At 68.8% G+C, this 16058-nt stretch carries 16 protein-coding genes and 1 riboswitch; of the genes, 10 read left to right on the top strand and 6 right to left on the bottom strand.

Annotation, left to right across the window (positions count from 1 at the left end):
• Positions 1 to 195: 195 nt before the first annotated feature.
• From HGB39_RS29460 to HGB39_RS29450, 4 genes are all read left to right on the top strand, one after another.
• Positions 196 to 1443, top strand: a complete 1248-nt coding sequence (locus HGB39_RS29460) for an MCE family protein (protein ID WP_005570966.1) — start codon at positions 196 to 198, stop codon at positions 1441 to 1443.
• Between the two features lie 80 nt (positions 1444 to 1523).
• Positions 1524 to 1638, top strand: a riboswitch (SAM riboswitch).
• A gap of 51 nt (positions 1639 to 1689) precedes the next feature.
• Positions 1690 to 2985, top strand: coding sequence for an aminotransferase class V-fold PLP-dependent enzyme (locus HGB39_RS29455; protein WP_043792216.1), 1296 nt, complete (start codon positions 1690 to 1692; stop codon positions 2983 to 2985).
• 4 nt (positions 2986 to 2989) lie between these two features.
• On the top strand, positions 2990 to 3082 hold the full coding sequence (locus HGB39_RS40340) for a putative leader peptide (protein WP_368680942.1): 93 nt from the start codon (positions 2990 to 2992) through the stop codon (positions 3080 to 3082).
• Between the two features lie 49 nt (positions 3083 to 3131).
• Positions 3132 to 3758, top strand: coding sequence for an LLM class oxidoreductase (locus tag HGB39_RS29450; RefSeq protein ID WP_005570970.1), 627 nt, complete (start codon positions 3132 to 3134; stop codon positions 3756 to 3758).
• A gap of 5 nt (positions 3759 to 3763) precedes the next feature.
• Here the strand turns inward: HGB39_RS29450 and HGB39_RS29445 are convergent, their stop codons facing one another.
• From HGB39_RS29445 to HGB39_RS29435, 3 genes are all read right to left on the bottom strand, one after another.
• Positions 3764 to 4273, bottom strand: coding sequence for a flavin reductase family protein (locus tag HGB39_RS29445; RefSeq protein WP_337460066.1), 510 nt, complete (start codon positions 4271 to 4273; stop codon positions 3764 to 3766).
• Between the two features lie 164 nt (positions 4274 to 4437).
• Positions 4438 to 4911 carry a YbaK/EbsC family protein gene (locus HGB39_RS29440; protein ID WP_005570973.1) on the bottom strand — a complete coding sequence of 158 codons (474 nt, stop codon included), beginning with the start codon at positions 4909 to 4911 and terminating at the stop codon, positions 4438 to 4440.
• A 34-nt stretch (positions 4912 to 4945) separates the two neighbouring features.
• Positions 4946 to 6037 (bottom strand): ABC-2 transporter permease, encoded by a 1092-nt coding sequence (locus HGB39_RS29435; protein WP_005570974.1) that lies wholly within the window; start codon positions 6035 to 6037, stop codon positions 4946 to 4948.
• Here HGB39_RS29435 and HGB39_RS29430 point away from each other — a divergent pair.
• The gene (locus HGB39_RS29430; RefSeq protein WP_206032034.1) at positions 6030 to 6740 is read left to right on the top strand and encodes a TetR/AcrR family transcriptional regulator; all 711 of its coding nucleotides are present in this window, start codon (positions 6030 to 6032) and stop codon (positions 6738 to 6740) included. The two genes, HGB39_RS29435 and HGB39_RS29430, sit on opposite strands and share 8 nt — an antisense overlap.
• Positions 6741 to 6742: 2 nt before the next feature.
• Here HGB39_RS29430 and HGB39_RS29425 read toward each other — a convergent pair whose 3' ends face one another.
• Positions 6743 to 7810 (bottom strand): alpha/beta fold hydrolase, encoded by a 1068-nt coding sequence (locus HGB39_RS29425; RefSeq protein WP_005570976.1) that lies wholly within the window; start codon positions 7808 to 7810, stop codon positions 6743 to 6745.
• 75 nt (positions 7811 to 7885) lie between these two features.
• Positions 7886 to 9205: a hypothetical protein gene (locus HGB39_RS29420; RefSeq protein WP_005570977.1), complete on the bottom strand. Its 1320-nt coding sequence runs from the start codon at positions 9203 to 9205 to the stop codon at positions 7886 to 7888.
• A gap of 82 nt (positions 9206 to 9287) precedes the next feature.
• Here HGB39_RS29420 and HGB39_RS29415 point away from each other — a divergent pair, with 82 nt between their 5' ends.
• Both HGB39_RS29415 and HGB39_RS29410 read left to right on the top strand, forming a co-directional pair.
• Positions 9288 to 10118, top strand: a complete 831-nt coding sequence (locus HGB39_RS29415; protein ID WP_005262125.1) for a crotonase/enoyl-CoA hydratase family protein — start codon at positions 9288 to 9290, stop codon at positions 10116 to 10118.
• Between the two features lie 111 nt (positions 10119 to 10229).
• On the top strand, positions 10230 to 11888 hold the full coding sequence (locus tag HGB39_RS29410; protein ID WP_064079916.1) for an MDR family MFS transporter: 1659 nt from the start codon (positions 10230 to 10232) through the stop codon (positions 11886 to 11888).
• Between the two features lie 114 nt (positions 11889 to 12002).
• Here HGB39_RS29410 and HGB39_RS29405 read toward each other — a convergent pair whose 3' ends face one another.
• Positions 12003 to 12494, bottom strand: coding sequence for an inorganic diphosphatase (locus tag HGB39_RS29405; RefSeq protein WP_005244982.1), 492 nt, complete (start codon positions 12492 to 12494; stop codon positions 12003 to 12005).
• A gap of 131 nt (positions 12495 to 12625) precedes the next feature.
• Between HGB39_RS29405 and dacB the strand changes: the two genes are divergently transcribed.
• From dacB to tilS, 3 genes are read left to right on the top strand one after another with little or no spacing between them, the layout of a single operon-like run.
• Positions 12626 to 14011 (top strand): D-alanyl-D-alanine carboxypeptidase/D-alanyl-D-alanine endopeptidase, encoded by a 1386-nt coding sequence (dacB, locus tag HGB39_RS29400; protein ID WP_043786905.1) that lies wholly within the window; start codon positions 12626 to 12628, stop codon positions 14009 to 14011.
• A complete protein-coding gene (locus tag HGB39_RS29395; protein ID WP_005560664.1) occupies positions 14011 to 15057 on the top strand; it encodes an Rv3626c family coenzyme F420 biosynthesis-associated protein in 1047 nt (348 codons plus the stop codon). Before dacB ends, HGB39_RS29395 begins: the two co-directional genes overlap by 1 nt.
• Positions 15058 to 15076: 19 nt before the next feature.
• Complete coding sequence (gene tilS, locus HGB39_RS29390; RefSeq protein ID WP_064079915.1) at positions 15077 to 16057, top strand: tRNA lysidine(34) synthetase TilS; 981 nt, start codon at positions 15077 to 15079, stop codon at positions 16055 to 16057.
• Position 16058: the final 1 nt, after the last annotated feature.

The following is a 16058-nucleotide window of genomic DNA, read 5'->3' as shown; positions in this document are numbered from 1 at the left end:
GCGCCACCGAGGGTGGCTCGGAGTTTGCGCTGCTAAGCCGACCGGATTAGATATATATGTGACCGCTTGTCTCATGTATCCCTCTGTCATCGGAGTGCCTGTGTCTGCCGCCGCCATCACCAGTCGTTTCGCGAACCGGTGCCGGCTCGCCGCAGCGGGGACGGCGTTCGGGCGACGCGACATCGAGGGTGGACGGTGAGGTCGCCGCTCGTCCGGTGGCAGCTGATCGGCTTCGTTCTCGTGGCCCTCATGGGCCTCGTCTACGTGGGTGCCAACTACGTGCGCCTGGGCAATCTCCTCGGGTTCGGCGAATACACCGTGCACCTCGAATTGGAGACGTCGGGCGGCATCTTCACCAATGCGGAAGTCACGTACCGCGGCGTGCCGGTCGGCCGCGTCGGGGGCATGTCCCTGACCGCGGACAGCGTCGTCGTCGAACTGAGGATCGACACGAGCGCGCCCGGCATTCCCGCCTCCGCGAAAGCCGTCGTGGCCAACAGGTCGGCGATCGGCGAGCAGTACGTCGACCTTCAGCCCGCCACCGATCGCGGGCCGTACCTGACGGACGGATCCCGTATCGCCGCCGCCGACACGTCGACGCCGGTTCCCGTCGAAGAATTGCTCGCCAGCACACAGGGATTGACGGAATCCGTGCCGATCGACGCGCTCCACACCGTCGTGACGGAACTCGGGGCGGCGTTCGACGGCAAGGGCGAAGACCTTCGGTCGCTCGCGGATTCGTTGTCCGGGCTGTCGGCGTCGGGCGCCGAATCGCTCGATCGGACAGTGGCTTTGGTGCGCGACGGCCGCACCGTCTTGGGAACGCAGTCCGAACAGTCGTCGGCGATCAAGGATTTCAGCGCCGACCTGGACTCGCTCGCGGATCGGCTGCGCAGCAGCGACCCGGACGTCCGGCGGCTGATCGACAACGGAAATCCGGCGAGCGATCGACTAGGGCAACTCGTCTCGGAGGCCGGGCCGGGTGCCACGACGAACCTCGCCAACCTGTCCGCCACGGCGAAGGCGATCTCGGTGCAGGCCACCGCCCTGCAGACGCTGTTCGTGTATTTGCCCGGCGTGGCGGCCGCGTCTTCGACCATTGCGCCCGACGACGGAACCGTTCACCTGGGCCTGGTGGCAGAGACCAACAATCCGCCGTCGTGCACCGTCGGCTACGAGGGTACCCAGGCGATCCTCCAGGAGATGAAGCGGAACGACCCGAACTTCGACGACACGCAGCAGGACTTCCCGCAGAACACCGCCGCATCCTGCGAAGCTCCGCAGGGCAGTCTCACCGGTGTCCGGAGCGCGAACCGGATCGTGTTCGGAGACCCCGCCACCGTACAGCCGTGGGACTCCACCCCCAAGAAGGATCCGAACAAGTTGGACCTCAACCCGATTGCCAATCAGCTCGCCCCGCTCCTCGGGGTGACCCCCAACTGACGCGAGTTCTCACCCCGGATCCCGGACGCTCCCGGATTTCGGGTTGACAACTGCGCGTCGATCCTGCAATCTTCGAAACAGGTCACGAGTACCAGCGTCAAGCCCCGGCTTGCTGGTCGGCAACCCTCCACCGCGGCGGGGTGCTCCGGGTGACGACCAGGCTGAGGTCCATACCGGATCCGGCAAGCGCGGACTCCGAGAGGGCACCGACCCTGCGACGAGTCCCTGACTACGAGGGATGTCGTGATGACTGCTGTATTGACCGCTGACGTGTGTGTTGCCCCCCTGGCCCAGGTTTCGGGCTCCGACCTGCGGGTTCCGCTCGTTCAAGGTGGCGACTGCGCGTACGTCAACTTCGACTACGCCGCCAGTGCGCCGGCGTTGGCGCAGGTGACCGATCGAATCGGGGCGCTGCTTCCGACGTACTCCAGCGTGCATCGCGGCGCCGGCTACGCGTCGCGGGTGTCGACCGAGTGCTACGAGAAGGCCCGCGACTCGGTGGCCCGGTTCGTCGGAGCGGGCGAGGACCAGGTGGTGGTCTTCACCCGGAACACGACCGACTCGCTGAATCTGCTCGCCGGCTGCGTCCCCGGCAGCACCGTGGTCCTCGACATCGAGCACCACGCGAACCTGCTGCCGTGGAAGAACTCTCGCGTCGTGCAGGCGGCGGACACGCTGGACGAGACCGTCCGCCTGCTCGTCGCCGAACTGTGCTCCAAGCCCACCGCCCTGCTCGCGGTGACGGGAGCGTCCAACGTGACGGGCGAGGTGCTGCCGATCGCAGCCCTCGCCGAGGTGGCGCATCGTTGCGGCGCACGGATTCTCGTCGACGCCGCTCAGCTCGCGCCGCACCGCCGCATCGACGTCGAGGAGTGGGGCGTCGACTACCTCGCCTTCTCCGGGCACAAGCTGTATGCACCCTTCGGCGCCGGCGTGCTGGTCGGCCGCCGGGACTGGCTCGACGCCGCCGAGCCCTACCTCGCAGGCGGCGGCGCGGTCCGGAACGTGACCGTCGAATCCACCCAGTGGGCGCCCGCCCCTGCCCGGCACGAGGCGGGAACCCCCAACGTGCTCGGCGCGGCGGCGCTCGCCGCCGCGTGCGATGCGCTGTCCGAGCTGGACTTCGGCACGGTGGCCGAACACGAGGCGGCGCTCACCCGCCGCCTCCTCGACGGCCTCGGCTCCGTCGACGGCCTGGAGTTCCTGCGGCTGTGGTCGGACGCCCCCGACACCGTGGGGATCGTGACGTTCACGATCGACGGGTTCGAACCCGGAGAGATCGCCGCCTACCTCTCCGCCGAACACGGAATCGGAGTTCGCGACGGGCGGTTCTGCGCCCATCCGCTGCTGGGACGCCTCGGCCGGCCCGACGGCGCCGTGCGAGTGAGTGTGGGTCTCGGAAGCTGCTCCGGGGACGTGGATCGGCTGGTCGACGCGGTGCGCACGCTGGTGGCGGGGCGCAGGAGCTGGACCTACGCCAAGGAGAGCGGCCAGTGGAATCCGGTGCCGGAGACGCGTTTTTCGCGAGACGCGCTAGTATGACCACATGGCATCGCAGGCTGGGAGCACAATGATTGCTCACTGGTGCCGTCGGCATGTCGATCTGTGCCGAACCGCCTCGGGTATGTGTTCGAGCTGACCGTTCTTCCAGCTCCGTTTCATTCACACGTCATTCCCGAGGAACCCCTATGTCTCGAGACAATGCCTTCGTATCCCGTCCCCTTCGCGTCGCCGTCGAACTGACCGGTTCCGGCCATCACCCGGCGGCCGAGGGTGCCCCGGGCACCCGGCCGATCAACGGCGCGGACTACTGGGTGGACCTGACCGCAGACTCGACGGATCAGCTCGACCTCACGTCGTTCCCGCCGAACGTCGTCCGGATCCGGGCGTCCGATCTGCGTGAGGCGCAGCAGGAACGCGCGCGGATCCGCGCCGAACTCGTCGCCGACGGTCGCGACCCCGACAGCGTCACCGTCCTGGTGGACCTCGAGGTGCTCATTGCCGGAGAGGCCCGCGCCGCGCGCAAGGAGCTGGCCCTCCTCGACAGCGCACTGGATGCACCGCGTGCTCCGGTGTCGTTGCAGTACATCGGAACTCCGGTCGGCCTCGCCGGGCTCATCGCCGACATCCAGGCGGCCGGCGTCGCCGACGGTGTGACCGTGCTGCCGCTGTCGCTGCCCAGGGTTCTGGAGCAGCTCGTCGACGGCACGCTCCCGTGGCTGGAGGAGCGAGGTCTCGTCACCTCCGCCGCCGCCGTCGACGAAGCACTGCGTCGTTTCGACCTCCCCCTCCGCGAGCGGGTACTGGCATCCTGACCAGATCAGTTGCCGTTGTTCGCTGAACCGAGCGGAGTGGGCCGGTAGTACCGGCCCTCGTGGTACAGCAGGGGAGCCGAGGCGGAATCGTCGTCTGCCTCGGCATGGACGCGGGTGACGAGGCCGATGACGAGCGTGTGATCGCCGACGGGAATCAGCTGGTCCACGATGACCCGCAACCAGCTGGGAGTTCCGTGGAGGACCGGTTCGCCGGTGTCGAGTCGCGCCCAGAGCGACTCGTCGGCGAACCGCTGGTCGGCGCTTCGGGAGAAGCGCTGAGCCAGGTGCTGCTGGTGTTCCCCGAGCAGGTGGATCACCAGCGAATCCGCGGAATGAAGTGCATCGATGCTGGAGGAGGTGTTCGCGATGTTGAACGACACCAACGGCGGGTCCAGTGAGACCGAGGAGAACGAGGACGCCGTGAAGCCGACCGGGCCGGACCCCGAATCGAGGGTCACGATGGTGACGCCCGCCGGGTGTCGACGCAGTGCTGCGCGGTAATCCTCGGCGCAGATTCCGGGGGCGAGTCGATGGTCGCGGGGGAGGTCCGAACCATCGACGGTTTCGGCGTTCTCGGCTCTGTCGGACAAATCATTCTCCGGGTCGGCCCGTGCGGGCACTGTGTCATTCTCGTTCACGAGATCTGACGTCAACTATAGGGGCGTGAACAGCCTGGGATTCAGTCGACGTCGATCGCCAGACCCGCGGTGATCCGCACCAACTCCGAGAACGACGTGCGGAAGACCGTGTCCGGGTGCCCGGCGGCCGCCCACAGTTCCGCGTACTCCGACAGGGCGTTGTCGACGTACGTCGGAAGGTTCGTGGGATGTCCGAGCGGCGCGATACCCCCGATCGGCTGGCCGGTGGCGATCCGAACCATGTCGAGGGGCGCCCGGGTCAGATTTCCCTGCAGTCGTTTGCCCGTGTTCGTCAGATCCACCTCGTGCGCCCCCGACACGAGGAGCAGGATCGGGTCGTCGTCCAGGAGGAACACCAGCGACTTGGTGATGGCCCCGATATCGACCCCCAGAGACTCCGCCGCCTCGGCCGCGGAGTGGGTGGAGTCGGGCTGGGTCACGATCACCCCATGGTGCCCTCGCGCGATCAGAGTCTCGGCGACATGCGCGGCGTGGGGGTGCAGGGGCGTCGGCATGAACCAAGAGTAGGTCCATTCCCCCGGTACGACATCAAGAAGCGTCGTCCGACACGACATCGGAACGGGGCGTAGTCGATTCCGGCTTCCGGAGGCGCCGGGCGGTGAACCCGAACAGCAGTCCGAGCCCGACCGCCGAGTAGAGCGCGAGGGCGAGCGCGGGCTGTCCCAGCCCCACGTCGTCGAAGTACACGATGCTGCGAATTCCCTCGGTGCCGGCGCCCGGGGTGATCCAGCGTCCGATGGCCGCGTAGAAGGCGGGGATGACGTTCGAACCGAACGCCCCGCCGGCGCTGGGATTGCCCAGAATGACGAAGACGGCGATCGCGAGGGGGACGGCGAGGATGCCGACCGAGGCGCGCAACCCCAGCGTGAACACGGCGGTGCCGAAGACGACGCCTGTTCCGAGTAGCCACAGCGGGAACCAGTGTCCTGCGAACGTGCCGAGCACGTGAGTGGCGATCAGGGCGCCGAGGGCGCCGGACAGCACGGCGTACCCGAACAGGACAGCCGTGTGAGCGGACGCCTGACGCAGGGTTCGCGGGGCGCCGATGAACAGGCCGATCGCCGCCGCGAGCAGGTAGCCGCCGACCACCCAGCCGACCGCCAGATAGAAGCCGGAGAGTCCGCGGTTGTCGTGCACGCCGACCGGAATTTCGTCGCGGAGCGTGAACTGGCGACCCTGACTGTTCTCCACCTGGGTGAAGACCGATTCGAGCGCGCTGGAGATGGAGCTGCCGCCTGCGCTCGCGGTGATCAGGGTGTCGGGGCCGACGGGATTCATGACGAACGCGCCCTGGATCTCGCGGTCGTGGAGGAGCCGCCGGGCTTCCGCGGTGTCCGAGACGACACGGGCGCGCAGCGGCCTGCCGTCGATCGCGTCGAGCCGGTCGGCGACCTGCTCGTCCGTGCCTGCGGGCAGTCCCTCCGCTGCGACGACACCGATCTCGATGTCGCGGGGCGTGGGCTGATGGAACGCGGCCACGTAGCTGAGGATGAAGCCGAGTTGGAGGAGCAGAACGCCGAAGACCAGCGCGACCATCACCTTGGGCGCGCCGTACTTCGACACCGGACTGTCGTGGTGCACGGGAGCCGGGGTGGGGGATTCGCTGTCGGTCATGGTCATCGGACGTCCTCGATCCTTGTCAATACCGTGGGTATTGAATACCCTAGGTATCGTGACTGAAGATCGTCAACGGGACAGTCGTCACACCGAATGGGCGCCCACGACGCGTCCCGGTCGTGATGTCGTGCGTCAGCGCCTCCTCGACGCGGCGGCGGAGGAATTCGCGGAACGGGGCTTCAGCGCGGCCCGGCTCGCCGAGGTGGCCCGCCGGGCGGGGTTCACCAAGGGGGCGGTCTATTCGAACTTCGAGTCGAAGCAGGACCTGTTCGCCGAGCTCTTCGCGGCGCGCTCACTCGAACTGGCGGGACGGGTCCTCGCCGAGATCGCCGGCATGAACCCCTCGGACGCCGCGGGCAAAGGGGGCGAGGCCGTCGCGTCGTGGATGGTGCGCGAACCGGGCTGGTCACTGCTGGTGCTCGAATTCGGTGTGCTCGCCGCACGCGACCCGCAGATCGCCCAGGCCTACCTGCGGGAGCGGCGGCAATTGCGGGGAAGGCTCGTCGAATTGATCGGCGAGCGCGCGCGGGAGTGGGGGGTCGACGACACGTTCGACGTCCGCACCACGGCCATCTCGCTGATGGCCCTCATCTCCGGCCTCGTGCTCGAACACTCCGTCGACCCCGAGGAAGTGGATCAGTCGACGATGGGCGCCGCGGTCACCGCGCTGTTCGCGGGCGCCGTCGCCAGGGCCGGACTGACCTGATCTCAGGCGGTCTGCGCGACGACCCCGTCGAGGAAGCCGTCGATGTGGGCCCACGTGGAGTCCTTGGCCTTCGGGCCCGCGACGAGCCCGAGGTGGCTGCCCGGCGCGGACTCGAACCGCACCGACGGAGAACCGGTGAGCACGTCCGTCGCCGCCCGGACCGAAGGGATCGGCGCGATGACGTCCTCGGTGCCACCGATCGCGAGAACCGGCACCGCGAGATCGGCCAGCGCGATCGCGCCGTTCCGGGTCTGGAAACTCCCCGCGGCGAGCGCGTTCCCGAGGATCAGCTCGGTGCAGACCTGGCGGAAGAACCGCGCGGGATAACCCGGCATGTCGGCCATGAACCGGTCGATGGACTCCATGCGTGCCAGGGTCTCGGTGTCGTGCAGGTTCCTGGCGATGAACCACGGCTTGGTGAGCTCGCGCTGAAGTGCCGTGAAACGGTAGCTCGCCTGGACCAGCGGCGCGGGCAGTCCGCCCATCGCCCGCGTCGCGGTGGTGAGGGGGCGGTCGCCGGTGAACCGGCCGACCATCCGCAGCGGCGCGATCATGGTCACCGACTCGTAGTCGATCGGCGTGCCGATCGCCGTCACCGAACCGATCGGCAGATAGTTCCGGCCCGCGGCCGTGAGCAGCGACATCGTTCCCCCGAGGCTCCAGCCGATCAGGTCGACGGGTGCACCGTCGTGGAGTCGGGACACGCGGTCGACCGCCGCCGGGATGAAGTCGTCGATCCAGTCCTCGAACCCCAGGCCGCGGTCGGAGTAGCCCATCGTGCCGTAGTCGACGAGATACGCCGCCTTGCCCGAACCGACGAGGTGCGCGGCCAGGCTCTGGCCCGGCCGGAGGTCGAAGCAGTGTGCGGGCGCCGCGAGCGGGGGCACGAGGAGGACGGGTCGGCCGCCGTCGGTCTCGGTGCTGTCGAACCGGTACAGGTCCTGATGGGGCGCCTCGTGGATGCGCGTCGACGGGGTTCGCTGGACCGGTGCGATTCCGCCGCCGAAGGACAGTCGCCAGGCGTTGCGGGTCAGCGTGTTCAGCGTCGGGTTCCAGGCGATGTCGAGCACGGATTTCCTCTCGTGGCGGCGCAGATCCTCCAGGTATCTGTGACGTCAACATACAGGTAATCTCGCGGTCGTCCGTCAGCGGGACGCAAGCAGAACCCGCAACACCGTCGCCGGCCGGAGCAGCGTCCCCGGACGGTCGAGAAGATGCGTCACCCGGAGGAACGCGGACCCCACGGCCGGGTCGACGGACGCCGCCCGATCGAGCCGGGACGTGTACGCATTGACCAACCGCACCCGCGCCGACCGCCGACCGGGTACGGCCGGGATCCGGAGGTCGTTGTCGACGGTGAGCGTCCACGCGGCATCGATACACCGGTTCGCCCCGCGGAGGAACCGGTGAGCGAGATGCGCGCGCCCCGACCGCAGGCAGTCCCGCAGGATCGTCGCCTCCACCGCGGCGACGCTCATGCCCTGGCCGTAGATCGGGTTGAACGAGCAGATGGCGTCCGCGAACGGCAGATAATTCGACGGCAGATCGTCCGCGGAATAGTGCCGCCGGACGGTCGTCGGGATCCGGTAACGCACCCCGTCGTCCACCGGCTCGGCCGTGCGCAGTGCCTCGTACATGTCCGGGGCGGGGAACGACTTCACGAAGTCGAGGAAGCCGTCCGGATCCAGCGGCGGCACATCGTCCCCGTACCCGGCGAGAGTGACGATCCAGGTGCCGTTCTCCTGCACGCCCATGAATCCGCTGCGCGGACTGGACGGTCCCGGCGCCATCCCGATGCCGGAATCCCCGTCCAGATGCGGCGGGTCGAGCCGGAAGTGCCTCGTCGCGTAGCTGACGTCCACGGCCAGCTGCGACTCGGCCGGCGGCGCGAAACCCAGCTCGCCGAGCCGGGCGACAGTCTGCGAACTGCGGCCGGACGAGTCCACGACGAGATCGGTCCCGACGACCTCCGGTGGGACGCCGCCGCGGTGCTGCACGGTCACGCCGGTCACCCGCCCGCCGTCGACGGTGAGACCCGTGACGTCGGAACGGTCCAGTATTCGCACATTCGGCAGCGCCTCGACCCGCCTGCGCATCTGCCACTCGACGAGCGGTCTGCTCGCGAGAATGCCGGGGACCCCACTGATCTCGCGGGCCATCCGGTGTCCGTCGACGATCCACCGGATGTCGCCCAGCGCGTCGCCCGCGGTGGCGCCGAGGGCCAGGAGCTCGGACGCGAACCCCGGGAGGAGGTCCTCCATCGCGGCCTGCCCGCCGGCGAGAAGGGCGTGCACGTGCCGGGCCTGCGGCACGCACCTGCGCGCGGTCGCCGTGTCGGGCAGGATGTCGCGGTCGAGGACGACGACGCTCCGGAACGTTCCGGCGAGAGCCGCCGCGGCAAGCAGTCCCCCCATTCCGGCGCCGACGACTACGGCGTCGCCGGCCGGGATCGTCCGGTGCGTCATGGCGGCCGTCCGTTCACAAGACGGTGCAGAGACCTCCAGGGTATTTCGCGTGACGTCGAAGAGCGGTGGTTACTCTTGAGTAATGACCGAACAGAAGACCTGGAATGCGTTCACCGTCGAGCGCAAGGATCACGTCGCGCAGGTGACGCTCATCGGACCCGGAAAGGGCAACGCGATGGGCCCGGATTTCTGGAGCGAGCTCCCCGAGATCTTCGGTGAACTCGACACCGATCCGGACGTGCGGGCCGTGGTGATCGCCGGCTCCGGCAAGAACTTCTCCTTCGGTCTCGACCTGCCCGCCATGAGCGGCAGCTTCGGTTCCGTCCTCGCCGACAAGGCGCAGGCCGGCCCGCGTACCGCGTTCCACGACATGATCAAGCGGATGCAGTCCGGCATCAACGCGGTCGCCGACTGCCGCAAACCGGTGGTCGCGGCCATCCAGGGCTGGTGCATCGGCGGTGGCGTCGACCTGATCTCCGCGTGCGACATCCGGTACGCCAGCACCGACGCGAAGTTCAGCATCCGTGAGGTCAAGGTCGCGATCGTCGCCGACATGGGCAGCTTCGCCAGACTGCCCGCCATCATCGGCGACGGTCATCTGCGGGAACTCGCGCTCACCGGCAAGGACATCGACTCCGGGCGCGCCGAGAAGATCGGTCTCGTCAATGGCGTCTTCGCGGACGCCGACGCCGTCCTCGTCGCCGCGCACGACACCGCGGCCGAGATCGCGGCGAACCCGCCGCTCGTCGTCCATGGCATCAAGGACGTCCTCGACCACTCCCGCGCGGCCGCCGTCGACGACAGCCTGCGCTACGTCGCCGCATGGAACGCCGCGTTCCTGCCGTCGCAGGACCTGACCGAGGCGATCACTGCCGTCTTCGAGAAGCGCGCCCCTGAATTCACGGGCGAATAGCCGGTCGCAGAGCCTTATCCGCAGGTAAAGCTCAGTCCATCAGTTGCCCGAAACCTCGCTGCGCTCGCATACTTGCCGACTACAAGTAAACGACAGCGCAGCGAGGAAACAGTGTCGAATTCGGTCGAAACGCCGGTGGCTTATACCCACCGGCAGATCCTGGCTGTACTCAGCGGGTTGATGCTCGGCATGTTCCTCGCCGCGCTCGACCAGACGATCGTGGCGACGGCGATCCGCACCATCGCCGACGACCTCGACGGATACTCGCTGCAGGCGTGGGCAACCACCGCATACCTCGTCACCGCCACCCTGGCGACGCCGCTCTACGGCAAACTGTCCGACATCTACGGCCGCAAGCCGTTCTTCATGTTCGCGATCACGGTGTTCGTGATCGGCTCGGTCCTGTGCACGTTCTCGACGTCGATGTACATGCTCGCGGCCTTCCGTGCGGTCCAGGGACTCGGCGCCGGCGGTCTGTTCTCGTTGGCGCTCACCATCATCGGCGACATCGTCTCCCCGCGTGAACGGGCCAGGTACCAGGGCTACTTCCTGGCCGTGTTCGGCACGTCCAGCGTCCTCGGGCCGGTCCTCGGCGGAGTGTTCGCCGGACAGGACCAGCTCCTCGGAATCGACGGCTGGCGTTGGGTTTTCCTCGTCAACGTGCCGGTGGGACTCGTCGCGCTCACGGTCGTGTCCCGGGTGCTGCACCTGCCGCGACGACCGAGCGGAAGCCGGCGGATCGACTGGTGGGGTGCGATCGCCCTCGCGGTCGGCGTGGTGCCGTTGCTCGTCGTCGCCGAACAGGGGCACAGCTGGGGATGGGGAAGTTCGAAGTCGTTGGCGTGTTACGTGATCGGCGTCATCGGCGTGCTCGCCTTCGTGGCGGTGGAACTGGCGATGAAGGATGACGCACTCATCCCGATGCGCTTCTTCCGCAACAGCACCTTCGCGCTCGGCGTCGTGATCAGCCTCGTCGTGGGCGCCGTCATGTTCGGCGGCATCACCCTGCTACCCCAGTACCTGCAGGTGGTGAAGGGCTCGAGCCCCACCCTCGCCGGGTTCCAGATCCTGCCGATGGTCCTCGGACTCATGGCCGGCTCGGTGGTCAGCGGTCAGATGATCTCGCGGACCGGACGGTACCGGTACTTCCCGATCCTGGGCACCGCCCTGATCGCGGTCGGCGCGTTCCTGCTGCACACGCTGGCCGCCGACACCCCGATGCCCGTCGTCATGGTGTTCATGCTGATCCTCGGACTCGGTCTCGGAAACCTGATGCAGCCCCTCACCCTCGCCATTCAGAACGCGCTGCCCCCACAGGACATGGGGGTGTCGACCGGAGCGGCCACGTTCTTCCGGCAGATCGGCGGCACCGCCGGCGTCGCGATCTTCCTGTCGATCCTCTTCTCCCGCCTCACCCCGGCCATCGGCGAGCGGGTGACGGCCGCCGCAGGCACATCCGACTTCCGTCGAGCCGTCGTGGCGGCCGCCCAGAGCAACGACCCCGCGGAGGCCGCCATGGGCCAGGGAATGCTCACCCCCGACCACGCCGGCGTCAGCGGAGTCCTCACGGACAGTTCGGTGATCGGGAAACTCGACGACGTGCTGGCCCTGCCCTTCCGGGAAGGATTCGCGGACGCCATCGGATCCGTCTTCCTCAGCGTGTCGATGCTCGCCGTCGTCGCCTTCGTCCTCACCGTGCTGTGGAAGGAAGTACCGCTCCGCAGCGAGTCCGGACTCCAGGCCGCAGCGCGGGGAGAAACGGAGGAGTGAGAGACGACAACGGCGCCCACCCCCGCGGGGGATGGACGCCGCTACCGTGAACGTCGAGAGGTTCAGTGCCAGACGATTCGCCGCCGGCTCAGTGCCAGACGATTCGCCGCCAGCTCAGTGCCCGCCGTTGTCCTTCAGACGCTTGAGCGAAGCCTCGACCTCGGCCTTCGCCTCGGCGAGCCCGACCCAGTCGGCTGCCTCGACGTGCTTGCCTGGCTCGAGGTCCTTGTAGTGGACGAAGAAGTGCTTGATGGCGTCCAGCTCGAACTGCGGGACGTCGCCGATGTCCTGGATGTGGTCCCACCGCGGGTCGCCGGCCGGCACACACAGCACCTTGTCGTCGCCGCCGGCCTCGTCGACCATCTTGAACATGCCGACGGGACGTGCCTCGACGATGACGCCGGGGAACACGGACTCGGGGAGCAGGACCAGCGCGTCCAGCGGATCGCCGTCCTCGCCGAGGGTGTTCTCGATGAAGCCGTAGTCGGCCGGGTAGCCGAACGCGGTGTAGAGGTAGCGGTCCAGCTTCACGCGACCGGTCACGTGGTCGACCTCGTACTTGTTTCGCTGACCCTTGGGGATCTCGATGGTGACGTCGAACTCCACGCCGATTCCTCGCTGTCGTGTCGATGATGATTCGGGGAGAGGATATCGGGTCGAGGATAAGGTTGGTTGTCTGACCACCCACGAATCACAGTGAAGACGGAGGCGCGTTGCCGGGCCAGGGAAAGAAGAAGATGGGCTCGTTGGCGGGACGCCACCGTCGGAACATGCGAATTCTGTTCGCGTCGGTCGTCGTCGTGGTGCTCGCGATGGCGGCTGTTCTGGTGGTCGCGGTGACCGCGCACAACGCGTCGGCGGGCCGCGGTGAACTGACGATCGCGCCCGAACCGGCACCGATCACGGCGGCCCCGCAGGTCACGCCAGTGCCGGACGACGCGCCGATGCCGACGGCGCAGGGGATCGCCGCCGCGGTCGGTCCGGCCGCCGCCAACCCCGACCTCGGCACGTTCAGCGGAACGGTCGCCGACGCGGTCACCGGTCAGGTCCTGTGGAGCGTCAACCCGCAGACCCCGATGACCCCGGCGTCGACCACCAAGGTCCTCACCGCGGGATCCGCGCTGCTGGCGCTACCGCCCGACCGTCGGGTGACGACGAAGGTGGTGCACGGCGCGACTCCCGGCGAGATCGTCCTCGTGGCCGGTGGTGATCCCACTCTCACCGCGAAGCCGGTCGGGGAGAACGGCTACTACCCGGGTGCGGCGCACATCTCGCAACTGGTCGATCAGGTCCGGAACGCGGGCATCCAGGTGACGAGCATCGTGGTCGACACCAGCATCTACTCGGGCGACACCATGGCGCAGGGATGGTTCCCGACGGACGTCGGCGCCGGATTCATCACCCCCACCGAACCGATCATGATCGACGGCGGACGGGCCGACCCGCTCGTGGACGAGTCGCCGCGCAGTTCGACACCCGCGCTCGACGCCGGACGGACGCTCGCCGGTGCGCTCGGCGTCGCCCCGTCGGCGGTCACGTCGGGGGTCGCGGCGCCCGGTGCGGCTACCGTGGCGAGTGTGCAGTCCGCGCCGCTGCGCGACCGGTTGCGGCAGATGATGGAACACTCGGACAATGTGCTTGCCGAAGCGATCGGGCGGGAGGTTGCCATGAATGCCGGTGCGGAAGCATCGTTCAAGGGCGCCGTCGCGACCATCGGCCAGACGCTGACCGCGGCCGGATTCGATCTGTCGGGATTCACCCTGCACGACGCGAGCGGGTTGTCCGTCGACGACCGCATCGCGCCGCACACACTCGACCAGGTCCTCACGGCGGCCGCGGGCGAGGGCAATCCCGCCCTGCGGCCGATGCTCGACTACCTGCCGGTGGCCGGCGCCACGGGCAGCCTGTCCGACCGCTACGCGTCGGGGAACCGCACGGGCGCCGGGTGGGTGCGGGCGAAGACCGGCACCCTGTCCACGGCCAGCGCGCTCGCCGGCTACGTGGTGGACCAGAACGGGCGGGTGCTCACGTTCGCGCTGATGTCCAACGACCGCCCGCCGGAGGTCAGCCGTCCCGCACTCGACGCACTTGCCGCTGCGCTCCGCACGTGCGGGTGCCAGTGATGGCCGCCGAAGGAAACGCCTTCAGTGGTGCCGTCGACTGGAAGCTCGCAGCCAGGACGGGGGTGAAGCTCGCGCGCAGCGGACCGGTGACGTCGCGGTACACGGCCGAAACCGTGGTCGCGGAACTGGCCGACGCGTCGATGCGCGCGGAACTGCCCGTCCGGGAAGTCACCGGCCTCGCCGACGGACTTCCGGTGCCGACCGCCCAGATCCTCGACCGGGCCGGGTGGATCCACGCCGCCGCGCATTCGATGTCGCAACTCACCGGCGGCGACGCCGCTCCCGGCATGCTGCTCGGCAAGCCGGCGGGCCTTCAGGCCGGGGCGATGCTCGCGTACCTGTCTTCGGCGATCCTCGGCCAGTACGACCCGTTCACCGGCGACAACGGAACCCTGCTGCTGGTGGCGCCCAACGTGGTGTCCGTCGAGCGCACGTTGCGGGTGCGGCCCAGCGACTTCCGGCTCTGGGTGTGCCTCCACGAGGTGACGCACCGGGTGCAGTTCTCGTCGTCACCGTGGCTCACCGGCTACATGCAGGAGTCGGTGGAGACCCTCGGATCCGCCGAGGACGAGTCCGTCACCGACATGGTCGGCCGGTTGTCCTCCGCGCTGCGCGACCGCGGGCGCCCAGAGCCGGACGAGTCGGGCGCACCGGGCGGCATCGTCGGACTGCTGCGCGCCACCCAGGCGGAGCCGCAACGCGAGGCACTCGACCGTCTGCTGGTGCTCGGCACCCTCCTCGAGGGACATGCGGACCACGTGATGGACGCCGTCGGACCCGCGGTCGTGCCGTCGGTGGCCGCCATCCGGGCCGCGTTCGATCAGCGGCGCCGCCGCAAGAGCAACCCGGTGCAGCGTCTCATCCGGGCGCTGCTCGGGATGGACGCCAAGATGGCGCAATACGTGCGCGGCAAGGCGTTCGTCGACGCCGTCGTGGACAAGGTCGGGATGGACCGGTTCAACGTCGTGTGGACCGGCCCCGACACGTTGCCCCGGCTCGCGGAGATCGACGCGCCGGACGCCTGGGTGTCCCGGGTACTGGGCTGATTCGAGAAGGGCTGAGCCGGTGACGCTGCTTCCCGAGGAGCCGGCGATCCTCGAGGTTCGTCACGCCGTGCGGCGCTGGATCGCGGCGCACGCCCCGGACGGCGAGATCGCGGTCGGGTTGTCGGGTGGTGCCGACTCACTGGCGCTGACCGCGGCGGCCGCCGCGGAGGCGCGTTCGGTGTGCGCCCTCGTCGTCGACCATCGGCTGCAGCCGGGATCGGCCGACGTGGCCGACGAGGCCGCGGCCCGTGCCCGAGCGCTCGGCTGCGCGTCCGCCGAGGTGCTTCCCGTCGATGTGACCGGGTCGGGCGGGCTCGAGGCGGCGGCCCGGCAGGCCCGTTACCGCGCCCTCGACGCGGCGCGCGGAACCCGCCCGGTGCTGTTGGGACACACCCTCGACGACCAGGCCGAAACGGTGTTGCTGGGGTTGTCGCGCGGTTCGGGGGGTCGATCCATCTGGGGGATGAGCGCGTACGACAGCCCGTGGGGGCGACCGCTGCTGGACGTGAAACGCGCTGTGACCCGGCAGGCCTGCGCGGAATTGGGACTCAGCCCGCACGAGGATCCGCACAACGCCTCACCCGACTTCGTGCGGGTGCGGCTGCGCACCGAGGTGCTGCCGCTGCTCGAGGACGTCCTGGGCGGCGGCGTCGCCGGGGCCCTCGCCCGCACCGGGGAACACCTGCGTGAGGAAGGGGCGGTCCTCGACGCGATGGCCGCCGACGCCGAGGCGAAAGTCGTGGTGAACGGCGAAATCGACGCGGCCGTGCTCGTTCTGTCGGCGCCACCCGTCCGCAGGCGGGTGCTGCGCAGCTGGCTACTCGCGGCCGGTGCGCGCGGTCTCGGAGACACGCAACTGCGGGCCGTGGACGACCTCGTCGCACGGTGGCGGGGACAGGGACAGGTGGCGATCGGGGGCGGAACACCGGACGCGAGGTTGGTGGTCCGCCGACGACGTGGCAGGCTGAACGTCGGATTGGACGACCGACGAAGGGTTTGAT

This window comes from Rhodococcus opacus, assembly GCF_012396235.1.
GTDB classification, from domain to species: Bacteria; Actinomycetota; Actinomycetes; order Mycobacteriales; family Mycobacteriaceae; genus Rhodococcus_F; species Rhodococcus_F opacus.
Note: the sequence above shows the minus strand (reverse complement) of the source record. Positions and strands in the feature narration are given on the sequence as shown.